The following is a 16,980-nucleotide window of genomic DNA, read 5'->3' as shown; positions in this document are numbered from 1 at the left end:
CATGAAGAGAATTCATGGCTTTTTTCTTGTGCTAAAATCGAAATTAAATCGGAGGCTGAATTATGAAATATCCAAAAATGGAAGGCGTGGTTACGCACCTCAATATTAATCCTAAAGATAATGACTTTATGATTAAGGTGAGAGAGTTAGTTAATAGTGATCCTGAGTTATTAGGTAATAGTAATATTATGAAGTTTGTTAAGCCGGCCTTGTTTAGAGCTAGTGAAGATGAGCCGGTTAATGAAATCGCTAAGGAACTTGATGATGAATTGTCAGGTTACTTAGTTAAGACCGATTTTAAGGTGCCTGCTGGCGTGACGAAGTTGCAGGAAACTTTGAAGTCATATTATTAGAAGTTAAAATAACTGCTAGTCGTTAAAAACTAAGAAGTTATTTTTGTTTTCACAAATAAAATGAAGATAATGACTAAGGAATAGAATAAATAAAAATAACAATATACGCATATATCAAAATCATTTTGTGAAATATAAAATCTCTACTATCCTTGTTATTAAAATGTTTTTTTACTTCTTCCACTAACTTTTGCATCCGCTTTCATTTATAATAAAAGTAATTACTGATATAAAAAGATTAAACGAAAGAAGAATAAATTATGACTTATTATTACAAAGGTTTTCCTCAAAGTGATCGGGATGAAAAGATCTCGATGATCAATGTCGATGAACTAGAAGAGCGGGCCAAGAAAGTTATGCCTGAAGGTGCATATTACTACATCGCTTCAGGTGCTGAAAATGAATGGACTTGGCGTGCCAATACTTCAGCCTTTAACCATTATCAAATTGTGCCACGTGCTTTGACCGATATGGATGATCCACAAACTGATACCGAATTTATGGGGATGAAATTGAAGACACCAATTATGATTTCTCCAATTGCTTGTCACGGTATTGCTCACAAGGATGCTGAAGTGGCTACGCAAAAAGGTGCTGCCGCAGCTGGTGCACTTTTCTCATCAAGCACTTATGCTAACAAGAGCGTAGAAGACATTGCGGCAGCCGCTCCAGAAGCTCCAAGATTTTTCCAATTGTATTTGAGCAAAGATTGGGACTTCAACAAGATGGTCTTTGATGCAATCAAGAAAGCAGGCTACAAAGGCATTTTCTTGACCGTTGATGCCCTTGTGTCAGGTTATCGTGAAGCTAACCTTAGAACACACTTTACTTATCCAGTGCCTTTAGACTTCTTCACCCGTTATCTTGGTGGTAAAGGTGAGGGCCAAAGCGTTGCGCAAATGTACGCTTCTAGTGCTCAAAAGATTAGCCCAGAAGATGTTGCTCGTATCAAGAAGGAATCAGGCTTACCTGTCTTTGTAAAAGGCGTTATGTGCGCTGAAGATGCATATAAGGCAATTGGTGCAGGTGCTGACGGTATCTACGTTACTAACCATGGTGGCCGTGAGGTAGATGGCGCTCCTGCAACGATTGACGTTTTACCAGAAATCGCTAAGGCAGTTAACCACCGCGTGCCAATCGTCTTTGACTCTGGCGTTCGTCGTGGTTCACATGTCTTTAAGGCATTGGCACTCGGTGCTGACATTGTTGGTATTGGTCGTCCATATCTCTACGGTTTGGCCTTGGGTGGTCCTAAGGGTGTAGAAAGTGTTATCGATCAGCTAGACAATGAATTAAAGATTGATATGCAATTGACAGGCTGCAAGACTATTGCAGATGTAAAGCATGCCAAGATCGATCGCATTCACTATGGTCTAGATACTATGCCTTCAAACACTGATCCAAGTCGCATGGAACCATATCCTGTAACGGCTGATAACCAAATTAAGAGTCAAGAACCTGACGCTACATCAGGCGCATCTAAGCATTAATTTTTCTTCAAAAAAGCTATTGATTTCCTCACAACAAGAACTATAATCAAGTCAAAAGTTAAGGAAAAGAGATACATACAATGTATAACGAAGAAAAAGATAATTTAAAGATTTGGCTTTTGAACAACATTACTGATTTGTTAGTTGATGAAAATACTAAGCTAGAGGAGCGTAAGGTTTTACTTAACGCCAAGCATCAACTTGAAAATGGTGAGGCCGCAAATTATGTTTGCAACTTAATTCGTGTTGGTCTTGATCCATTAAGCTGGCAAAGCAAATTATCTAACGGCGTGATGAAGTTCCACCAAGCAATTGTTTCTGATGCACGTCCTGTATCACATCAAGCGGGTGCATTAGGTGGTGCCGCACTTGGCTTAGCTTTCAGTAACATCGGTAGAAGATAATTAATTGATAATAATTCAGCGAGCTATTAAACTTAAATAAGTTTAGTAGCTTTTTTATTTTGAGGGAAAAGATGAGTAACAAAAATTTACAGAATCAATTTTCAGCTTGGCGCTTAATTCTTTCAATGGTCATTGCCTGGGTAATAACATTCTTTGCAATGTGGGCTGCTCGTGGCTTTGGCCAAGACTTTTTTATTATGCCTCGTTTTGCCTTTGTTTTAGTTCTTTCAATAGCTGGAGCAATCGTTATTGGGCCAGTGATTTACGGCTTTTTATATATCGGCAGGAAAAAGTAACTGAGAAAAAAATGATTGACAAATCCTCTATTAGATATTAGTGTATTAGTTAAGTAATACAGAGCAAATGACTAATATAATGACGGAGGTGCAATCATGCTTTATCTTTTATATATTTTTGTCGGTTTGTTAATTATTTTAGGCGTGAATTTAATGATCACGGGCTTATTGGCAGTGCATGATATGTACACCCGTCGCGCAGATGAAGAGCCTACTTTTGACACATTCAAAAAATACTTTGCAGAAAATAACAATATTCCAACAAAAATGTCGGATCTATTTAATTAACTTGTAGCTAGCAAATTTGCTAACTTTTTTCATTGCTTGAAAGATAAATGCTTAAACTTATTGTGTTAAAATTGAAAGCGAATACATAACTCTGATTTGAATAGAGGTAAATTTAAATTATGGTTAACAAACTTATCAATTTTACTCAAGACGGGCAAAAAATTACTGTAAAATACGACAACAAACCATTGGTTTTGACTGTGATCACACCAGAAATCGTGCGTGTCTTTCAAGATCGTGGCAACGCCAGCAACTCCTACGCAATTGACAGTGATAAATCAATCAAGACCGACTTTAAGGTCAAGGAAAAGGACGGCCACGTTGAATTATCAACAGCTAAGCTGACAATTAAGATCTACGATGATGAAAAAATTGATGTCTACGATGAAAAAGGCAATCCATTAATTCTCGATTATCGTAAGAAACGTGCGCCAATCGATCGTCAAATGGACGAGGAACACCTTAAGTTAGCGGAATCTGAAGGCCATGACGTTAAGAAATTACTTGGTGCACATGACAAGGATTACTATGAAATTGTTAAATCACTTGCGGACGATGAGCAATTCTATGGTTTGGGCGACAAGACTGGTTTTATCAACAAGCGTCACTATGCTTACGACAACTGGAATACCGACAATCCAGATCCACAAGTCGAAAGTTTTACGCGTTTGTACAAGTCAATTCCTATTTTGCTTGGCCTGAAGAATAAGCACCCATACGGAATTTTCTTTGACAACACTTATCGCAACCACATCGACTTAGGTAAGGAAAGTAATGACTATTACTACTACTCAGCGGTTGATGGCAATATTGACTACTACATCATCGGTGGTGATTCACTCAAGGAAGTTATTACCAACTACACTTATTTGACGGGCCGTGTGCCAATGCCACAAAAGTGGACTTTAGGCTACCAACAATCACGTTGGGGCTATAGTGTCAGTCAAAAGCAAGTTGAGAAGATTGCGGAAAACTTGCGTAAGTATGACTTGCCATGCGACGTTTTGCACCTGGATATCGACTACATGAATGGCTACCGCGTCTTCACTTGGAGAAAAGATACTTATGAAAAGCCGGCTGATTTTGTTAAAAAGATGCGCAAGCTTGGCTTCAGAATTATCACAATTATCGATCCCGGCGTGAAGAAAGATGATCATGATTATAAGATCTACCAAGAAGGAATTGAGAAGGGCTACTTTGTAAAAGCTCCTGATGGTACGGTTTATGTAAACCAAGTTTGGCCTGGCGATTCTGTCTTCCCAGACTTTGGCCGTAAAGAAGTACGCAAATGGTGGGCTAAGAATTGCAAGTACTTGGTTGACTTGGGTGTTGCTGGTATCTGGGATGATATGAACGAGCCAGCTTCATTTAAGGGCGAAATTCCACAAGACGTTATATTCCATAATGAAGAAGAAGCTTCGACTCATAAGAAGATGCACAATGTTTATGGTCACAATATGGCTAAGGCAACTTATGAAGGTTTGAAGAAATATTCGGGCAAGCGTCCATTTGTCATTACGCGTGCAGCTTATGCTGGAACGCAAAAGTTTTCCACAGTGTGGACAGGTGACAACCAAAGTTTATGGACACATGTGCAGATGATGATTCCGCAATTATGTAACTTAGGGATGAGTGGCTTTAGCTTTGCCGGAACTGACATCGGTGGTTTTGGCGCAGATACAACTCCAGAATTGCTTACCCGTTGGATTGAAGGCGCATTATTTAGCCATTGTACAGAAACCATGCGGCTCTAGGTACCCGCTCACAAGAGCCATGGGTATTTGGCGAACCAACTTTGTCAATTTACCGTAAATACTTGAAGCTTCGTTACCGCTTCATTCCATATCTTTACGATGAATTTTATCGTGAAACTAAGACAGGTTTGCCAATCATGCGTCCACTTGTCTTGAATTATGAAAATGATACACAGGTGTATAACTTGAATGATGAATATATGGTGGGCGAGGACATTTTGGCAGCCCCAGTTGTTCAAGAAGGTCAAACTAAGCGCGCCGTATATTTGCCAAAAGGAAAATGGATTGACTTCTGGAACGGCGTTGAACATGCTGGAAAGACCACGATTTTGGTTGATGCACCAATTGATAAGTTGCCATTGTTTGTCAGAAAAGGTGCAATTTTGCCATGGGGCAAAGAAGTTAGTCACGTTTCTGATGAACCAGATGAGACGATGACCTTTAGAGTCTTTGACGAAAAGGGTAAGTATGTTCACTATCAAGATAACGGTACAGACTTTAAGTATCAAGATGGCGAATACAACTTGTACAAGATTAAAGCCAAGGATGGATCTGCAAAAGTTAAACTTGAAAAGCACGGTTACGGTCCGGTATATCGTAAGATTACGGTAGAATTGCCAGATAGGAAAGTGGTATTCAAGTACAAGAACGGTAAGTATGTAGAGAAGTAGTAAGAATTAAAGATAATAAAATGCCATGCATCTGTTCGCATGGCATTTTTACTACATTACGATATATTACATTACGTTATAGTATATTACGATGTAGTAACCAAATCGGTCCATTTTTATGCCAGATTGGTCTTTTAAGTTCTTAAAAATTAAAATTGCCCGGATTTAAAATTGAAGTGCAACACTAAGTGTTAAACAAAAAGGCCATGAAGAACTAAACTTGAAGTGACCAAAAATCAAGAAAGGAAGATCTTCATGACCAATTCAAATTCTAGCATTTCTAAGCACTATCATCAATTAACCAGCGTACAACGTGGACAAATTCAAGCAATGCTGGATTCCGGCATAACTTCCCGTACTGTTATCGCGCAAGAAGTTGGCTGCCATAAGTCGACAATCAGTCGCGAAATCAAACGTGGTAGCGTCAAGAGATCATAATTATTTGCTCTATGAGCATTACTACGCTGATACTGCACAAATCTATCATGATAAGCGACGCAGAAACTGCTATAAACGGGATCCATTAAAGCATTATGCTGTTTTTCTCAAGATGCTTTCTAAGCGATTCAAAGCTAAATTTGATGCCACCAGCATGGGTTGCTAGATATAAGCAATATTGATCTACCAATGAAGCTTAAAAGACGCAGAAACAAGGACTATCTTGCCTTTCTTGTACTAAGACAAGCAATCTACATACAGGAATATAAGTAGTATGATAACAACTGTAGGAAGACAGAAAATGAAATGAGCACTTTGTTATACAATGTATAACAAAGACAAGCAACTTCACCCATTGCTAAATTAAAAAATTGTCACGCAAAAAAACAGTGAAAATCTCTTTTCAAGCTTTTCATTTTGATATATATTAAGAGCGTAGTTGAAAGCGACCAGTTATGCGTAAAAAATTTAATAACGAAAAGAGAATGTATATTTATGGATGAAAACAAACAGATTTTTTCTTTGCGCAAGCTCTCAGTTGGCTTAGCCAGTGTCGTAATTGGCACGGCTTTCTTTGCCAGTCAGGGGCAAAGCGTGAAGGCAGATGTTTCAGCCAGCACCCCTAAGAGTTCTGTAGTAACGAAATCTTCCACCCTGTAGAATCGACAGTTTCTGCAGAAGCTCGTGTGAATGCAAACCAACCAGGTTCTGCTGAAACAGAGTCAAACCAGAATTTTGATGAAACCAAGGCTAAACTCAATCGTCAACAGAGTTTAAAGCCAGAGAACAGAAGCATTGAGACGTCAAGTTCACCTCAAAGAGGCACCAATCCATCAAATGCAACCACGCTGGATGTGGCTAACAAAAATAGCAAGTTCTTCTTTACTAGTAAAAAACTTGCTACCAATTTAATGAAAAAAGCCAATTCAGCAGATGCTTCAAATGGTGGCTTTGACACATCTTGGGGTAAACTAGATGTTAATAATTGGACGCTTTATGAAGATGGTAAACATTTAAATATTACCGGCTATACTGGATCAGATCATGATCATATAATTGTGCCTAACGGTGCTGATTTTGCTAAAGCTGGTAGAAATAAAAATAAGTTACAAACACAGATTTCAAGTGATGTGACTCAAACATTAAAAGCTAAAACTGTTGCATTTTCTAAAACGGATGGCCAAAAAACTAAATTAACTAACGGTTATCGTGCTTTTGCTGATGATGACATTGAAAAATTTGATGGATCTAATTTAGACGTCTCTAATGTGACTGATATGGACCATATGTTTTACAGCAGTTTTGACAGCAATAATACTAGCCAAACACAGATTAACAGCCATTCAAATCAAAATTCGACTAAAATGGTTTTAGTTAATTCTAAATTAAATATTTCTAGTCAACAGCCAGCGGCTGCTGATTCTGCTGAAAATAAACTAAAAACAGCTGCTTTAAATTCAACTATAGATGAAAAGCTTGATGCAAAAATGCTATCTGAATCAAAGGCAATATCACCGGCTAACGATACTAACGGCGGTTTTGATGAAGCTACATGGGGCAAGCTTAATGTAAATGATTGGCAAGGCAGTGTCCAAGGCGATTACTATCAATTAACTGATTATACTGGCGATGCTAATCATATTATTGTGCCTAACGAAGCCGATTTTGCCAAAGCGGGCATTAGCACATCGGGTAAGCAAGTTGGCGTTACTAGTGATTTTATGCATATAATTTTCCGTGATAAAACTACTGCCCAAGATGCTACGGTAGCCTTTTCTAAAACTAATAATAAACAAGTTAAAGCAATCGGCAGTGATTGGAGTAACACTTGGGGACATAAATTTAATTCGCTTTGGTCTAAAGGCAAATTTACTAAATTTGATGGCTCTAATTTAGATGTTTCTAATGTTTCTAATATGAGCTACATGTTTGAGGAAAATCACATTAGTGATTTAACACCGCTTAAAGATTGGCAAACCAGTAATGTTACTGATATGAGCCACATGTTTCAAAGTAATCAAATTAGCGACTTAACACCGCTTAAAGGCTGGCAAACAGGCCATGTTACTAATATGAGCAGTATGTTTGATGAAAATCACATTAGCAACTTAACACCGCTTAAAGATTGGCAAACCAGTGGGGTTACTGATATGAGCGGTATGTTTGCTGAAAATCACATTAGCGACTTAACACCGCTTAAAGATTGGCAAACCAGTAATGTTACTGATATGAGCTATATGTTTGATAACAATACATCAATTCCGACAAAGACCATTCAGGCTAAACGTGTAATTAATTTTGTTTATCCAGCTGGCTATACAGGTAAAAAGCAAGATTCTGTTACACAAACAGTTAATGTACCTAACCAAAAAGTAAAAGTTGACTTAACTACAAAAGGGTCCAAACCATCTAATAATATTTTAGATTGGGTAACTAAAACAGAAACACCAATTTCTACACCTATAGATCCTGTTTATTTCCGAGATTACACTGTGCCTAAAGTTGATGGTTTAGTACCTAATGTAGCAATTGTGGCTAAAGCACAAGCAGATCCAAATAAGCCAATAATTGTAACAGTAACTTATACTATCGCTCCTGTGCCAGCTGAGTCAGTTAACCCAGAAACCCCTAGTGATACTGATAATGCTGGCTCCATCACTAATACTGGTTCAGCTGATTCATCACAAATTCAAGGCAATGGTGATACTGATAAGCTTTTACCAGCTCTTGATATTGTTTTGACTCATAATGCTTATATCTATCAAAATGATGGAATTACTACTCTTAAAGAAAATGGTAAGAACATTGTCCTTAAATTGGGTAAAACTATTCATGCTATGAACAATGGTCAAATCTTTACCTTCAACGGTAAGAAATTCTACCAAATTGGAGAAAATGAATACGTCAAAGTTAATAATACTTTGAAACGCAAAGTTTTGATCCATAACGCTTTTGTTTACACAAAGAGCGGTAAGGCCATTAAGAAAGGTCACAAGCATATTGTTCTAAAGAAGAAGAACACAATCTTAGCACTGGATAATGATAAGATTGTTACTATCCAAGGTAAAAAGTTCTATCGCATTGGTAACAATAAATATGTCAAAGTTGCTAATGTTAAAAAGGATTAATTGCTATTCATAATTTTTTCTCCACATAATTACAAAGTTCTGAATCTAATTAACCATTTACTTAATATTTAAAATTGTTTTGGAACAAAAAGGTTTAATTCGTAAGCGTAAAAAACTGAAGTATCTTTCTTAGCTTCCATTTTTCGGCTATTCTTAGCTCATAAACTTAAGGAGGCAAAGAACATGCTTGAAAAACAACAGCCTATTGTAGCTCTAGATCATCCACAAAAGTCTAAAAAGACACGTCCACCACGCAATAACTTGATGCTCAGCTTATCTTGAACTCAATCTATATAGTTCCCTTGATCCTGATATCCTGAACAAGATTTTGAGTAAGGTTTTATCATGATTAACCTCTATGACCTAGGACATGTCTATATTGTTTGTGGTCGAACTGACATGAGGCGCGGAATCGATGGCCTGGCTGCCATAGTTAAAGATAAATTTGATTTAGATCCCTTTGCTGGTCAGGTATTTATCTTCTGTGGCGGCAGTCGTGATCGCTTTAAAGCTTTATATTGGGATGGTCAAGGTTATTGGCTCTTATATAAGAGATTCGAAAGTGGCAAGATGAGCTGGCCGAACAATCAGGACGAAGTTAGGGCTTTATCACCAGAACAAGTAGACTGGCTAATGAAAGGCTTCTGTATTGAGCCAAGAATAAAAACAACGAACGCACGCAATTTCTATTGATTTTGCGTGCGTTTCTGGTATGCTTTAAATTATCTAGCGGAAGATCCTAATGAGTAAGACTGAAACCAAATCAGAAGAAAATTTTTCGAAGCCGTTCCGCCTGAAGCCTCAAACAAGTCAATATCTAACCAAGAGCGTCTACAGCTACGTCAGAAGAAACTAGCCCCACTCATGGAAGAGTTCTTTGACTGGTGTCGTAAACATAAAGCAATGACTCTGCCTAATTCCAAGTTGGGAAAAGCCTTTGCTTACTCTTTGAATCATGAAACAACATTCAAGCATGTTTTATTAAATGGCCGACTGGTTTTATCCAACAATTTAGCTGAACGGGCAATCAAGACGCTAGTAATTGGGCGCAAGAACTGGTTATTCTCTCAGAGTTTTAACGGAGCCAAATCTTCTATCATTCTTAGTTTGATGGAAACTGCAAAACGCAATGATTTAGATCCAGAAAAATATCTAAAATATTTGCTCTATAAATTACCCAATGAATCAACTCTGACAGACAAAGAAACACTGTCGGCTTATTTGCCATGGACAAAGCAAGTGCAGGCAAGCTGCAGATAAATTTTGAATATAATTAACTCCATCTTAGCACAAGCCAAGGTGGGGTTTTAAGATACTTCAGTTTTTTACGCTTACGACAAACATATGCAAAAGTCGCATAATAATTTTCTCAACAAAAAAGTGTCTGGGAAATAACTAACCCTTAGATACTGAAAAACGATCAATTCAACTCTTAATTTGAGTTTGATTGATCGTTTTTTCTCCCTATTTTGATTTTTGAACAAAGAAAATTGGCCTTTTGACCATCTTCTGTTCCAATATTTGCTTAAATTCATCATCATGAAGGCTATTCCCACATCAGTTTCAACTTTCTTTTTGCCTCTTAAATGAGTTTGGCTTTTTCTTTTAAATACTGCCAGTTAGGATTGTAGCGTACTTGCCTTTGACGTCCGCTTTTGGTTTTGGCTAGGCGTTCTAATTCTGGCGTTAGTTGGAACTCATCTGCTTCATAAACCTTAAAATTATGAACCTGACCAGTTGAGCAATCTTGGCGCTGACTATAGTACTTAAAGTTGAACCTGACCCCATTTTGATCAAGATAGTAATCATCTTTTTCATCATAGAACCAGTTAGCCAGCTTAGTTGGATCGTTGCGATATTTTCTGGTCTTTTCCTTTTCATACATGGTATAAGGAATGTAGTACTTTTTGTCTGGATATTCTTGCTCGAGCATAGAATAGTTGTACTCGCTGCCATAACCAGCATCGGCGACAATCTTATCGAACTTATCTAGCGTTGGCATCTGCTTTAGAAATGGTTCTAATGTCTTAAAGTCAGTTGGGTTAGGGTACAAGGCAAAGTCGACTACATATTGATCCGTTGTAGCAGCTTGAATATTGTAGCCTGGCTTTAGCTGACCATTCTTCATATGGTCTTCTTTCATATGCATGAAAGTCGCATCATGATCAGTCTTGGAGTAGCTGTTGCGTCCAGCAAAGATTTCTTCTGCTTCTTCGTATTTCTTCATTCGAGGAACGTAGTCTTTTCTTAATTTATGAAGCAGCCTTTTAAGACCACGTCTTTTTGCTTTTCTAGGCGAGCCGCTAGGAATAGCTTTAGGTTCTTGCTCAATTTCTTCAGTCAGCTTTTCAATTTCAGCTTCGGTTTCTTGTGCTAGTTCTGTCAAGCCTTGACTGGTCTGGACTTTTTCTTGAGCCATTGCTTTAACAACTTCTTTGGCAATCAATTCATCATATAATTCAACTGCCTGTCCTTTGAGCTTTTCATGAAACTTTTCAATTGCTTTGCGCCAGACAAAAGTATAGCGATTGGCATCAGCTTCGATCTTAGTACCATCGATAAAGACAGCACCTTCGTTGATTAGACCTTCTGCTTCTAACAAATTAGTAAAGTAGAGAAAGCTTTTCTTGATAAGCTGATTGGCATGTTCACTAGACCTAAAGTTATTGATAGTATAGTATGAAATTCTCTGTTTCTCTGCTAGTACCATCATGGGCAGGTTTTCTTCCAGCATTAATTCAATCTTTCGGCCTGAAAATGCTCTTCTGGAATGGAATCTACAAAGCAGCTGATTGTATTGGCTAAATGATTATTAGGGATAGTAAAGTCCAGATTAAGTGTTAAAGCAGTTTGTCCTGTGATATAATTTTTGTACATGTTAGTTTCCACCTTCTTGTTTTTATTTTGTGGTGATTTAATGATATCAAGGCAGGAGCTAAAAGTATAGAAAAAGAACGATGAAATCCAATAGGAAATCATCGTTCTTTTTTCATACCCAAGAAGTAGTTTTTTCCCAGACACTTTTTACTAAATTTAAGATCTTCGCTATTTCTCTAAGTAACGGCCATTTTTATTACAAAAATAGAATACACCACATTACGTTATACTATATCGTATTATAGTATAATATAATGTAGTATATTACGATGTAGTGAAAAGGAGTGCGCTATGTTTGTAGGTAGACATCAAGAATTAGAGCAATTGAATCAGGCGTATCAAGAAAATGATTTTCAATTTACAGTGATCTATGGTCGAAGGAGAATTGGAAAGACTTCACTGATCAATGAGTTTTTAAAAGATAAAAAGGCAATTTATTATGTAGCACTTGAAGAAAATGCGGAAGATAATCTAAAACGTTTTTCTGATGCAATTAGTATTTTAAAAATACAGATCAGGGTGGAAAAGAAAAATTTGCAAATTTTGAGGAATGCTTTAAAGAAATTACACGTTTAGCCCAAGAACAGCGGGTAATTTTGGTTATTGACGAATTTCCTTATTTGGCTAAAGCTTACCCTACAATTAGTTCAATGTTGCAATCCTACATTGATCATGAATTCAAAGAAACTAACCTATTTTTGATTTTATGTGGTTCGTCGATGTCATTTATGGAGCGACAAGTCCTAGGCTACCAAAGCCCACTATATGGTCGTCGCACTTTAGCCTTAAAGCTTGAACCATTCAAACTATCTGAAGCATGTGAAATGTTGCCAAAACTTAGTAAAGAGGATGCTTTTATCATCAATACGGTTTGTGGCGGTGTGCCCCAATACTTGAGTTATATGTCAGACAGCATGTCAGTTGCGGATAATATTAAGAAAAACTTTTTGACTAAATCAGGTCGCTTATTTGATGAGCCTAATAACTTGTTACAACAGGAATTACGCGATCCAACTAACTATAATTCGATTATCAATGCGATAGCTTCAGGTGCTTCTAAGCATAGTAAAATTGCGCAATCCGCCCACTTGCAAACTGGTCCGCTAACCACGTACCTGAATAATTTGATAGATTTAGGTATTGTTGAGAAAAAGTTACCGGTTACTGAGCAAAAGAAGAGTAAAAGCAAAAATATCGTTTATCGTATCTGTGACGGGATGTTCCGCTTCTGGTATACCTTTGTTGGCAAGCAAACCGATCTAATTGAGCGTGGCTTAACTGATCTTGCTTGGGTAAAAGTACAAAAGGGTCTATCTGATTTCATGGGACCTGAGTTTGAAAAATACAGTCAAGACTTCATGTGGTCTCAGGATATGAATGAAAAAATTGTTCCTAATCCGTTTATCCACTTGGGCAATTGGTGGGGAACCGATAAGAGAACACATCAACAAGTTGAGTTAGATATTGTAGGATTCTCTGACGATGAACGTGATGGATATTTCGGCGAATGTAAATGGAAGAATGAACCGATCTCTCGTAGTGTGTTAGAAAAATTGATTACAAATAGTGAAATCTTTAAGTATCCGATTAAGCATTATTATCTATTTTCCAAATCTGGCTTTACGGATAGCTGTCAGGAATTAGCTGAGAAAATTAATTGTCAGTTGTTTACGTTTGAAAAAATGTAAAACCAGATCGGTACGAAAGTATGACCGAATTGGTATCTTTTTTAATTTACTTAAAAGTACATGATATATTAAAGGTGTAAACAAGTTGAGTATAAAATCATGAAAGGATGAAATATCATGAAGAAGCAAAATGTTAAAAAGACTGTTTTGAAGGAAGAAGAATTGACTAAGGTTGTTGGTGGAAGCACGGCACATGTTGGTTTTAATTTCTTGAGTAAAAAACTTTGGAATAATATATGGAAAAGATAGTCTTATTTCTTTTTCTTAATGTTTTTTCTAGTTTAGCAGATGTATGGTGTTTTTTTAAAATATCAAGAGTAAGATCTAAAAAGAGACAGATTCTATTTTTGTGTATTGCTAATATTTTTTTAGGGTTGTTATTGTCTATAGGTAATATTGGCGTAATCTTCACAAATATACTTGAAACTTTGCTTTTTGTATTATATTTGAGAAAAAATAATACATTAGAAATACTATTTGGTTCAATAATATTAGTATGCACATTAGATTTATTAGTTGATATTGTGTCTGATATGATCACTCAGGTTATGTCATTTACTTTGATAGGCCAATTATCACTACGTTTCTTACTAATACTAATGATGATAGTTGCAATAAAACTAGGTAATGGAAAAATATATAATTATCTAGCAAACCAAAATAATAAAATTTTCGTAGGCATATTAGCTTATACCTATGTTTCTACGGTGAGCATCTCTATCATATATATTCAAAGCAAATCTTTTACACCATTAACTTTGTTCTTTTCTCTCTATATTCTTATCCAAACTATTTTTGCTATATTTATATATCATGAAATTACGATGGTACAAGAAAAACTTTTAAATAAAAAGGATCAAGAAAAATTAAAGCAACAGCAGCATCAGCTTGAAGAATATGCTTCTTATCTTGAAAAAAGTGAAGATGATCTTCGCGCCTTCAGACATGATTACAAAAATATTCTTAATTCTTTAAAGGTAAGTGCGCAAGAAGGTAACGTTCAAGAAGTAATTCAGAAACTAGATAAATATACTGAAACTAACCTAAATTCTAAAGCCTTACTTAAATATAAAGACCTAAATCACATTTACGTTAAATCAATTAAGAGCATTATTATTCCGAAGCTAACAGAATTGTATAATTTGGATATACCATATAATTTTGAATGTCGAAATAATATCCGTAATTTACCAGACCATGTAGATGAACTCGATCTAGTACGTATTATTGGCATTACTTTCGATAATGCAATTGAGGAAAGTAAAGCATTGATTGCCGAAAAGCATGATATTCGAAGTGCTGAAGTCCAAATAATGGTCTATTCTGATGACCCAGATGAATTTGAGTTCGAAATCAGAAATAAAATCCAAAATAAAAATATCTCAACTAGTCAAATTCAACAACGTGGCTTTACTACTAAGAAAGACCATAAAGGGCTTGGATTAGCTAATATTAAGGAAATTGAGAGTAAATATCCTGATATGTCTATTTCTTATACAATTCAAGACGGCTGGTTCGACTTTTATATGACAATTGATACGGAAGATGGTGAAGAGGATGAGTAAGTTCCCAATCATTGTATGCGATGACGATAAAGATTTAGCTAATCAGATGGCTAAGAATATCAATGCATCTATTCAAGACTTAATAGATGATAATGAAGGTTACGCTGAATTAAATGAATCTGTTACGTTTGTTGCTAACGATTTTGCTCAAGCGGTAGGATACATAGTCACAAATGATATTAAGAATGGTATCTACTTCTTAGATATTGAATTAAGTCGAGAGTCTAAAGCTAAGAATGGCGTAGATTTAGCTGAATTCATCAAGAAGAATGACGAAAATGCCCAGATCATCTTCGTAACGGCGTACGATAAGTACGCTCCATTAACGTATCGCCGTCGTATCGGTGCAATTGACTATATTAGTAAGTCTATGTCGTCTGATAAGATTATTCAACGTATCGAAGAAACGTTACGTAACGCCGTCGATAATTTATCTAGTGTGGGTCAATTGAGTAAGCGGACTTCACTTATAAAGTAGGACGCCGAATCCTTAAAGTTAGTGAGAATGAAGTGATTTTTATTGAAAATAGTACTATACAACATAAAGTTCATATGGTTACTAAACATGGAGAGATCGAATTTAAGGGAAATGTTGGGCAGGTAGAAAAAAGAGCACCGTTTCTGACAAAAGTATCTCAATCATATTTGGTAAATCCCATAAACATTAAAGCGATCGATCCCCACTCACAAACTATTACTTTTAACAACAATCTTTCAATCAAGTACTCACGCGGTTATAAGAAAGTTGTTAATGATGAAATTATCGAAAAGTATAATGACATTAATTTAATTTAGGTAATGTTGTTAAGGATCAGGAAATTATAAAAACTAAAATACCAAATCAGTCCGAAAAGAGACAGATTTGGTATTTTTTAATTTCATGGGATAAAAATCAGATAAAATTTAATTGTAAATAAACATAGGGATAGGTAGTTACTTAAAGAAATTAGATTTCCTATTTTTCAACATGATAATAATGGAGTGAGAAAAATGAAGAATAAAATTTTAACCAAGCGCCAAGTTAGAAACAGAAGTATCATTGCTGGTATTTTGGCTCTGTTAATAGGATTGGTATGCGACTATTTTCAGTACAAAACATTAAGCTTTGGAACAGTATTTTGGAATATGGTTGAAAGTGTAGCCTTTGTTATCTTTATGAATATCTTCATGAACTCTTACTATAAGAAAAAGAGTAAGAAGCAGTAGCTTTGAAGATAAAACAGATTATTAATCTGAAGCTTAAGAACGGAAAATTTAATTAGATATTTAAATAAGGGATGCCGAGGTGCGAAAAATGAAAGATGACAAAATTTCCCGCGACAATAAAAAGATATTTATCGGTATGGGAATAGGTGCCGTTATAGGCATCCTAGTCTCAGTGATTCTAAGTGTAGTAGATTCACTACAAATTCTTCCAGTGTTTGTATTAATGATTTTATATGCTCTAATTGGAATATTATTAGGCGGTACATTTGCCGCTGTTATAGCCGCTACTGAAGATAAAACGGTTATGAAGAAACGGCTTATATATTTATTCACTGTATTCATAGCTACGCTAATTATTTCTAGGATATTAATTAACGTAGGACATTCTAAACTTGCACTAATAGTTGGCTGGATAGGAATAGCGATTGCGAATATCTTTGTGAATAGAATCAAGTAGATTAGCTCGTAGATAAGATATGAATAAGACAGAATGCCAAGTTGGTTTAACGACAGACCTGGTATTTTTTATTATCCTAAAAAAATATTTTATTTCTGTATTGCAATTATAAATTATCGTAATACAATAATTATAAAAGACGAGAAAGAGATAGATAGTTTTATGGAAGAGAGGGATAGATATGCTTCCAGATAAGAAAAGACAAATAGGTTCAATCGTTGGAATGCTGATAATGATGGCAATCTTAGTGTTTGCTAACTTAGGTGGAACATGGAGTGTTCTTAGAATTACATTATTAGTAATTGGAGTAACGGGTGTAATTGGCAGTGCTATATACAGAATCATCTATATTTTGAGAGGATAGA

Annotated in this window: 14 protein-coding genes and 6 pseudogenes; 19 read left to right on the top strand and 1 reads right to left on the bottom strand. The window is 36.0% G+C overall.

The features are described from left to right. Positions 1-62 precede the first annotated feature (62 nt). The 11 genes and pseudogenes from JCM1039_RS00335 to JCM1039_RS10055 all read left to right on the top strand — a co-directional run. Positions 63-353 (top strand): bacteriocin immunity family protein, encoded by a 291-nt coding sequence (locus JCM1039_RS00335; RefSeq protein ID WP_025014170.1) that lies wholly within the window; start codon positions 63-65, stop codon positions 351-353. 260 nt (positions 354-613) lie between these two features. Further along, on the top strand, positions 614-1,843 hold the full coding sequence (locus JCM1039_RS00330) for a (S)-2-hydroxy-acid oxidase (protein ID WP_025014169.1): 1,230 nt from the start codon (positions 614-616) through the stop codon (positions 1,841-1,843). Between the two features lie 80 nt (positions 1,844-1,923). Continuing rightward, positions 1,924-2,247 (top strand): bacteriocin immunity family protein, encoded by a 324-nt coding sequence (locus JCM1039_RS00325; protein ID WP_025014168.1) that lies wholly within the window; start codon positions 1,924-1,926, stop codon positions 2,245-2,247. Between the two features lie 71 nt (positions 2,248-2,318). Next, positions 2,319-2,543, top strand: coding sequence for a hypothetical protein (locus JCM1039_RS00320; RefSeq protein WP_025014167.1), 225 nt, complete (start codon positions 2,319-2,321; stop codon positions 2,541-2,543). A gap of 96 nt (positions 2,544-2,639) precedes the next feature. Next, on the top strand, positions 2,640-2,831 hold the full coding sequence (locus JCM1039_RS00315; protein WP_025014166.1) for a hypothetical protein: 192 nt from the start codon (positions 2,640-2,642) through the stop codon (positions 2,829-2,831). A gap of 119 nt (positions 2,832-2,950) precedes the next feature. Then, positions 2,951-5,256, top strand: a pseudogene (locus JCM1039_RS10065) (glycoside hydrolase family 31 protein). A gap of 255 nt (positions 5,257-5,511) precedes the next feature. Beyond that, positions 5,512-5,910 (top strand): annotated as a pseudogene (locus JCM1039_RS10060) (helix-turn-helix domain-containing protein); the annotation flags it as partial. 279 nt (positions 5,911-6,189) lie between these two features. Beyond that, on the top strand, positions 6,190-6,354 hold the full coding sequence (locus tag JCM1039_RS11795; protein ID WP_081775122.1) for a YSIRK-type signal peptide-containing protein: 165 nt from the start codon (positions 6,190-6,192) through the stop codon (positions 6,352-6,354). A gap of 26 nt (positions 6,355-6,380) precedes the next feature. After that, positions 6,381-8,822 carry an SLAP domain-containing protein gene (locus tag JCM1039_RS00290; protein ID WP_025014164.1) on the top strand — a complete coding sequence of 814 codons (2,442 nt, stop codon included), beginning with the start codon at positions 6,381-6,383 and terminating at the stop codon, positions 8,820-8,822. 345 nt (positions 8,823-9,167) lie between these two features. Further along, positions 9,168-9,515: an IS66 family insertion sequence element accessory protein TnpB gene (gene tnpB / locus JCM1039_RS00280; RefSeq protein WP_025014163.1), complete on the top strand. Its 348-nt coding sequence runs from the start codon at positions 9,168-9,170 to the stop codon at positions 9,513-9,515. Positions 9,516-9,638: 123 nt separating this feature from the next. After that, a pseudogene (locus JCM1039_RS10055) lies at positions 9,639-10,082 on the top strand (IS66 family transposase); the annotation flags it as partial. 71 nt (positions 10,083-10,153) lie between these two features. On the opposite strand, the pseudogene JCM1039_RS10050 reads toward JCM1039_RS10055, so the two are convergent. Next, positions 10,154-11,699, bottom strand: a pseudogene (locus JCM1039_RS10050) (transposase). A gap of 291 nt (positions 11,700-11,990) precedes the next feature. Here JCM1039_RS10050 and JCM1039_RS12480 point away from each other — a divergent pair. From JCM1039_RS12480 to JCM1039_RS00235, 8 genes and pseudogenes are all read left to right on the top strand, one after another. Continuing rightward, positions 11,991-12,538: pseudogene (locus JCM1039_RS12480) on the top strand (AAA family ATPase); the annotation flags it as partial. Next, positions 12,524-13,387, top strand: a complete 864-nt coding sequence (locus JCM1039_RS12905; RefSeq protein WP_306305423.1) for an ATP-binding protein — start codon at positions 12,524-12,526, stop codon at positions 13,385-13,387. The pseudogene JCM1039_RS12480 and the gene JCM1039_RS12905, both read left to right, overlap by 15 nt. 117 nt (positions 13,388-13,504) lie before the next feature. Then, positions 13,505-13,636, top strand: a complete 132-nt coding sequence (locus JCM1039_RS12805; RefSeq protein ID WP_005720990.1) for a bacteriocin-like peptide, LSEI_2386 family — start codon at positions 13,505-13,507, stop codon at positions 13,634-13,636. After that, positions 13,624-14,952: a sensor histidine kinase gene (locus tag JCM1039_RS00255; protein ID WP_025014162.1), complete on the top strand. Its 1,329-nt coding sequence runs from the start codon at positions 13,624-13,626 to the stop codon at positions 14,950-14,952. Before JCM1039_RS12805 ends, JCM1039_RS00255 begins: the two co-directional genes overlap by 13 nt. Then, a pseudogene (locus tag JCM1039_RS10040) lies at positions 14,945-15,747 on the top strand (LytR/AlgR family response regulator transcription factor). The gene JCM1039_RS00255 and the pseudogene JCM1039_RS10040 overlap by 8 nt, the downstream one beginning before the upstream one ends. A 195-nt stretch (positions 15,748-15,942) precedes the next feature. Beyond that, positions 15,943-16,158, top strand: coding sequence for a hypothetical protein (locus JCM1039_RS00245; RefSeq protein ID WP_025014161.1), 216 nt, complete (start codon positions 15,943-15,945; stop codon positions 16,156-16,158). Positions 16,159-16,246: 88 nt separating this feature from the next. Then, the gene (locus tag JCM1039_RS00240) at positions 16,247-16,615 is read left to right on the top strand and encodes a hypothetical protein (RefSeq protein ID WP_025014160.1); all 369 of its coding nucleotides are present in this window, start codon (positions 16,247-16,249) and stop codon (positions 16,613-16,615) included. A gap of 181 nt (positions 16,616-16,796) precedes the next feature. Further along, positions 16,797-16,979, top strand: a complete 183-nt coding sequence (locus JCM1039_RS00235) for a hypothetical protein (RefSeq protein ID WP_025014159.1) — start codon at positions 16,797-16,799, stop codon at positions 16,977-16,979. Position 16,980 lies beyond the last annotated feature (1 nt).

The sequence above is a fragment of the Lactobacillus kitasatonis DSM 16761 = JCM 1039 genome (assembly GCF_000615285.1).
GTDB lineage: Bacteria > Bacillota > Bacilli > Lactobacillales > Lactobacillaceae > Lactobacillus > Lactobacillus kitasatonis.
Note: the sequence above shows the minus strand (reverse complement) of the source record. Positions and strands in the feature narration are given on the sequence as shown.

Excerpts from the sequence above, each read along its gene's own strand:
- JCM1039_RS00335 (WP_025014170.1), top strand. The coding sequence starts at position 63 with ATGAAATATCCAAAAATGGAAGGCGTGGTTACGCACCTCAATATTAAT.
- JCM1039_RS00330 (WP_025014169.1), top strand. The coding sequence starts at position 614 with ATGACTTATTATTACAAAGGTTTTCCTCAAAGTGATCGGGATGAAAAG.
- JCM1039_RS00325 (WP_025014168.1), top strand. The coding sequence starts at position 1,924 with ATGTATAACGAAGAAAAAGATAATTTAAAGATTTGGCTTTTGAACAAC.
- JCM1039_RS00320 (WP_025014167.1), top strand. The coding sequence starts at position 2,319 with ATGAGTAACAAAAATTTACAGAATCAATTTTCAGCTTGGCGCTTAATT.
- JCM1039_RS00315 (WP_025014166.1), top strand. The coding sequence starts at position 2,640 with ATGCTTTATCTTTTATATATTTTTGTCGGTTTGTTAATTATTTTAGGC.
- JCM1039_RS11795 (WP_081775122.1), top strand. The coding sequence starts at position 6,190 with ATGGATGAAAACAAACAGATTTTTTCTTTGCGCAAGCTCTCAGTTGGC.
- tnpB (WP_025014163.1), top strand. The coding sequence starts at position 9,168 with ATGATTAACCTCTATGACCTAGGACATGTCTATATTGTTTGTGGTCGA.
- JCM1039_RS12905 (WP_306305423.1), top strand. The coding sequence starts at position 12,524 with ATGTTGCCAAAACTTAGTAAAGAGGATGCTTTTATCATCAATACGGTT.
- JCM1039_RS12805 (WP_005720990.1), top strand. The coding sequence starts at position 13,505 with ATGAAGAAGCAAAATGTTAAAAAGACTGTTTTGAAGGAAGAAGAATTG.
- JCM1039_RS00255 (WP_025014162.1), top strand. The coding sequence starts at position 13,624 with ATGGAAAAGATAGTCTTATTTCTTTTTCTTAATGTTTTTTCTAGTTTA.
- JCM1039_RS00245 (WP_025014161.1), top strand. The coding sequence starts at position 15,943 with ATGAAGAATAAAATTTTAACCAAGCGCCAAGTTAGAAACAGAAGTATC.
- JCM1039_RS00240 (WP_025014160.1), top strand. The coding sequence starts at position 16,247 with ATGAAAGATGACAAAATTTCCCGCGACAATAAAAAGATATTTATCGGT.
- JCM1039_RS00235 (WP_025014159.1), top strand. The coding sequence starts at position 16,797 with ATGCTTCCAGATAAGAAAAGACAAATAGGTTCAATCGTTGGAATGCTG.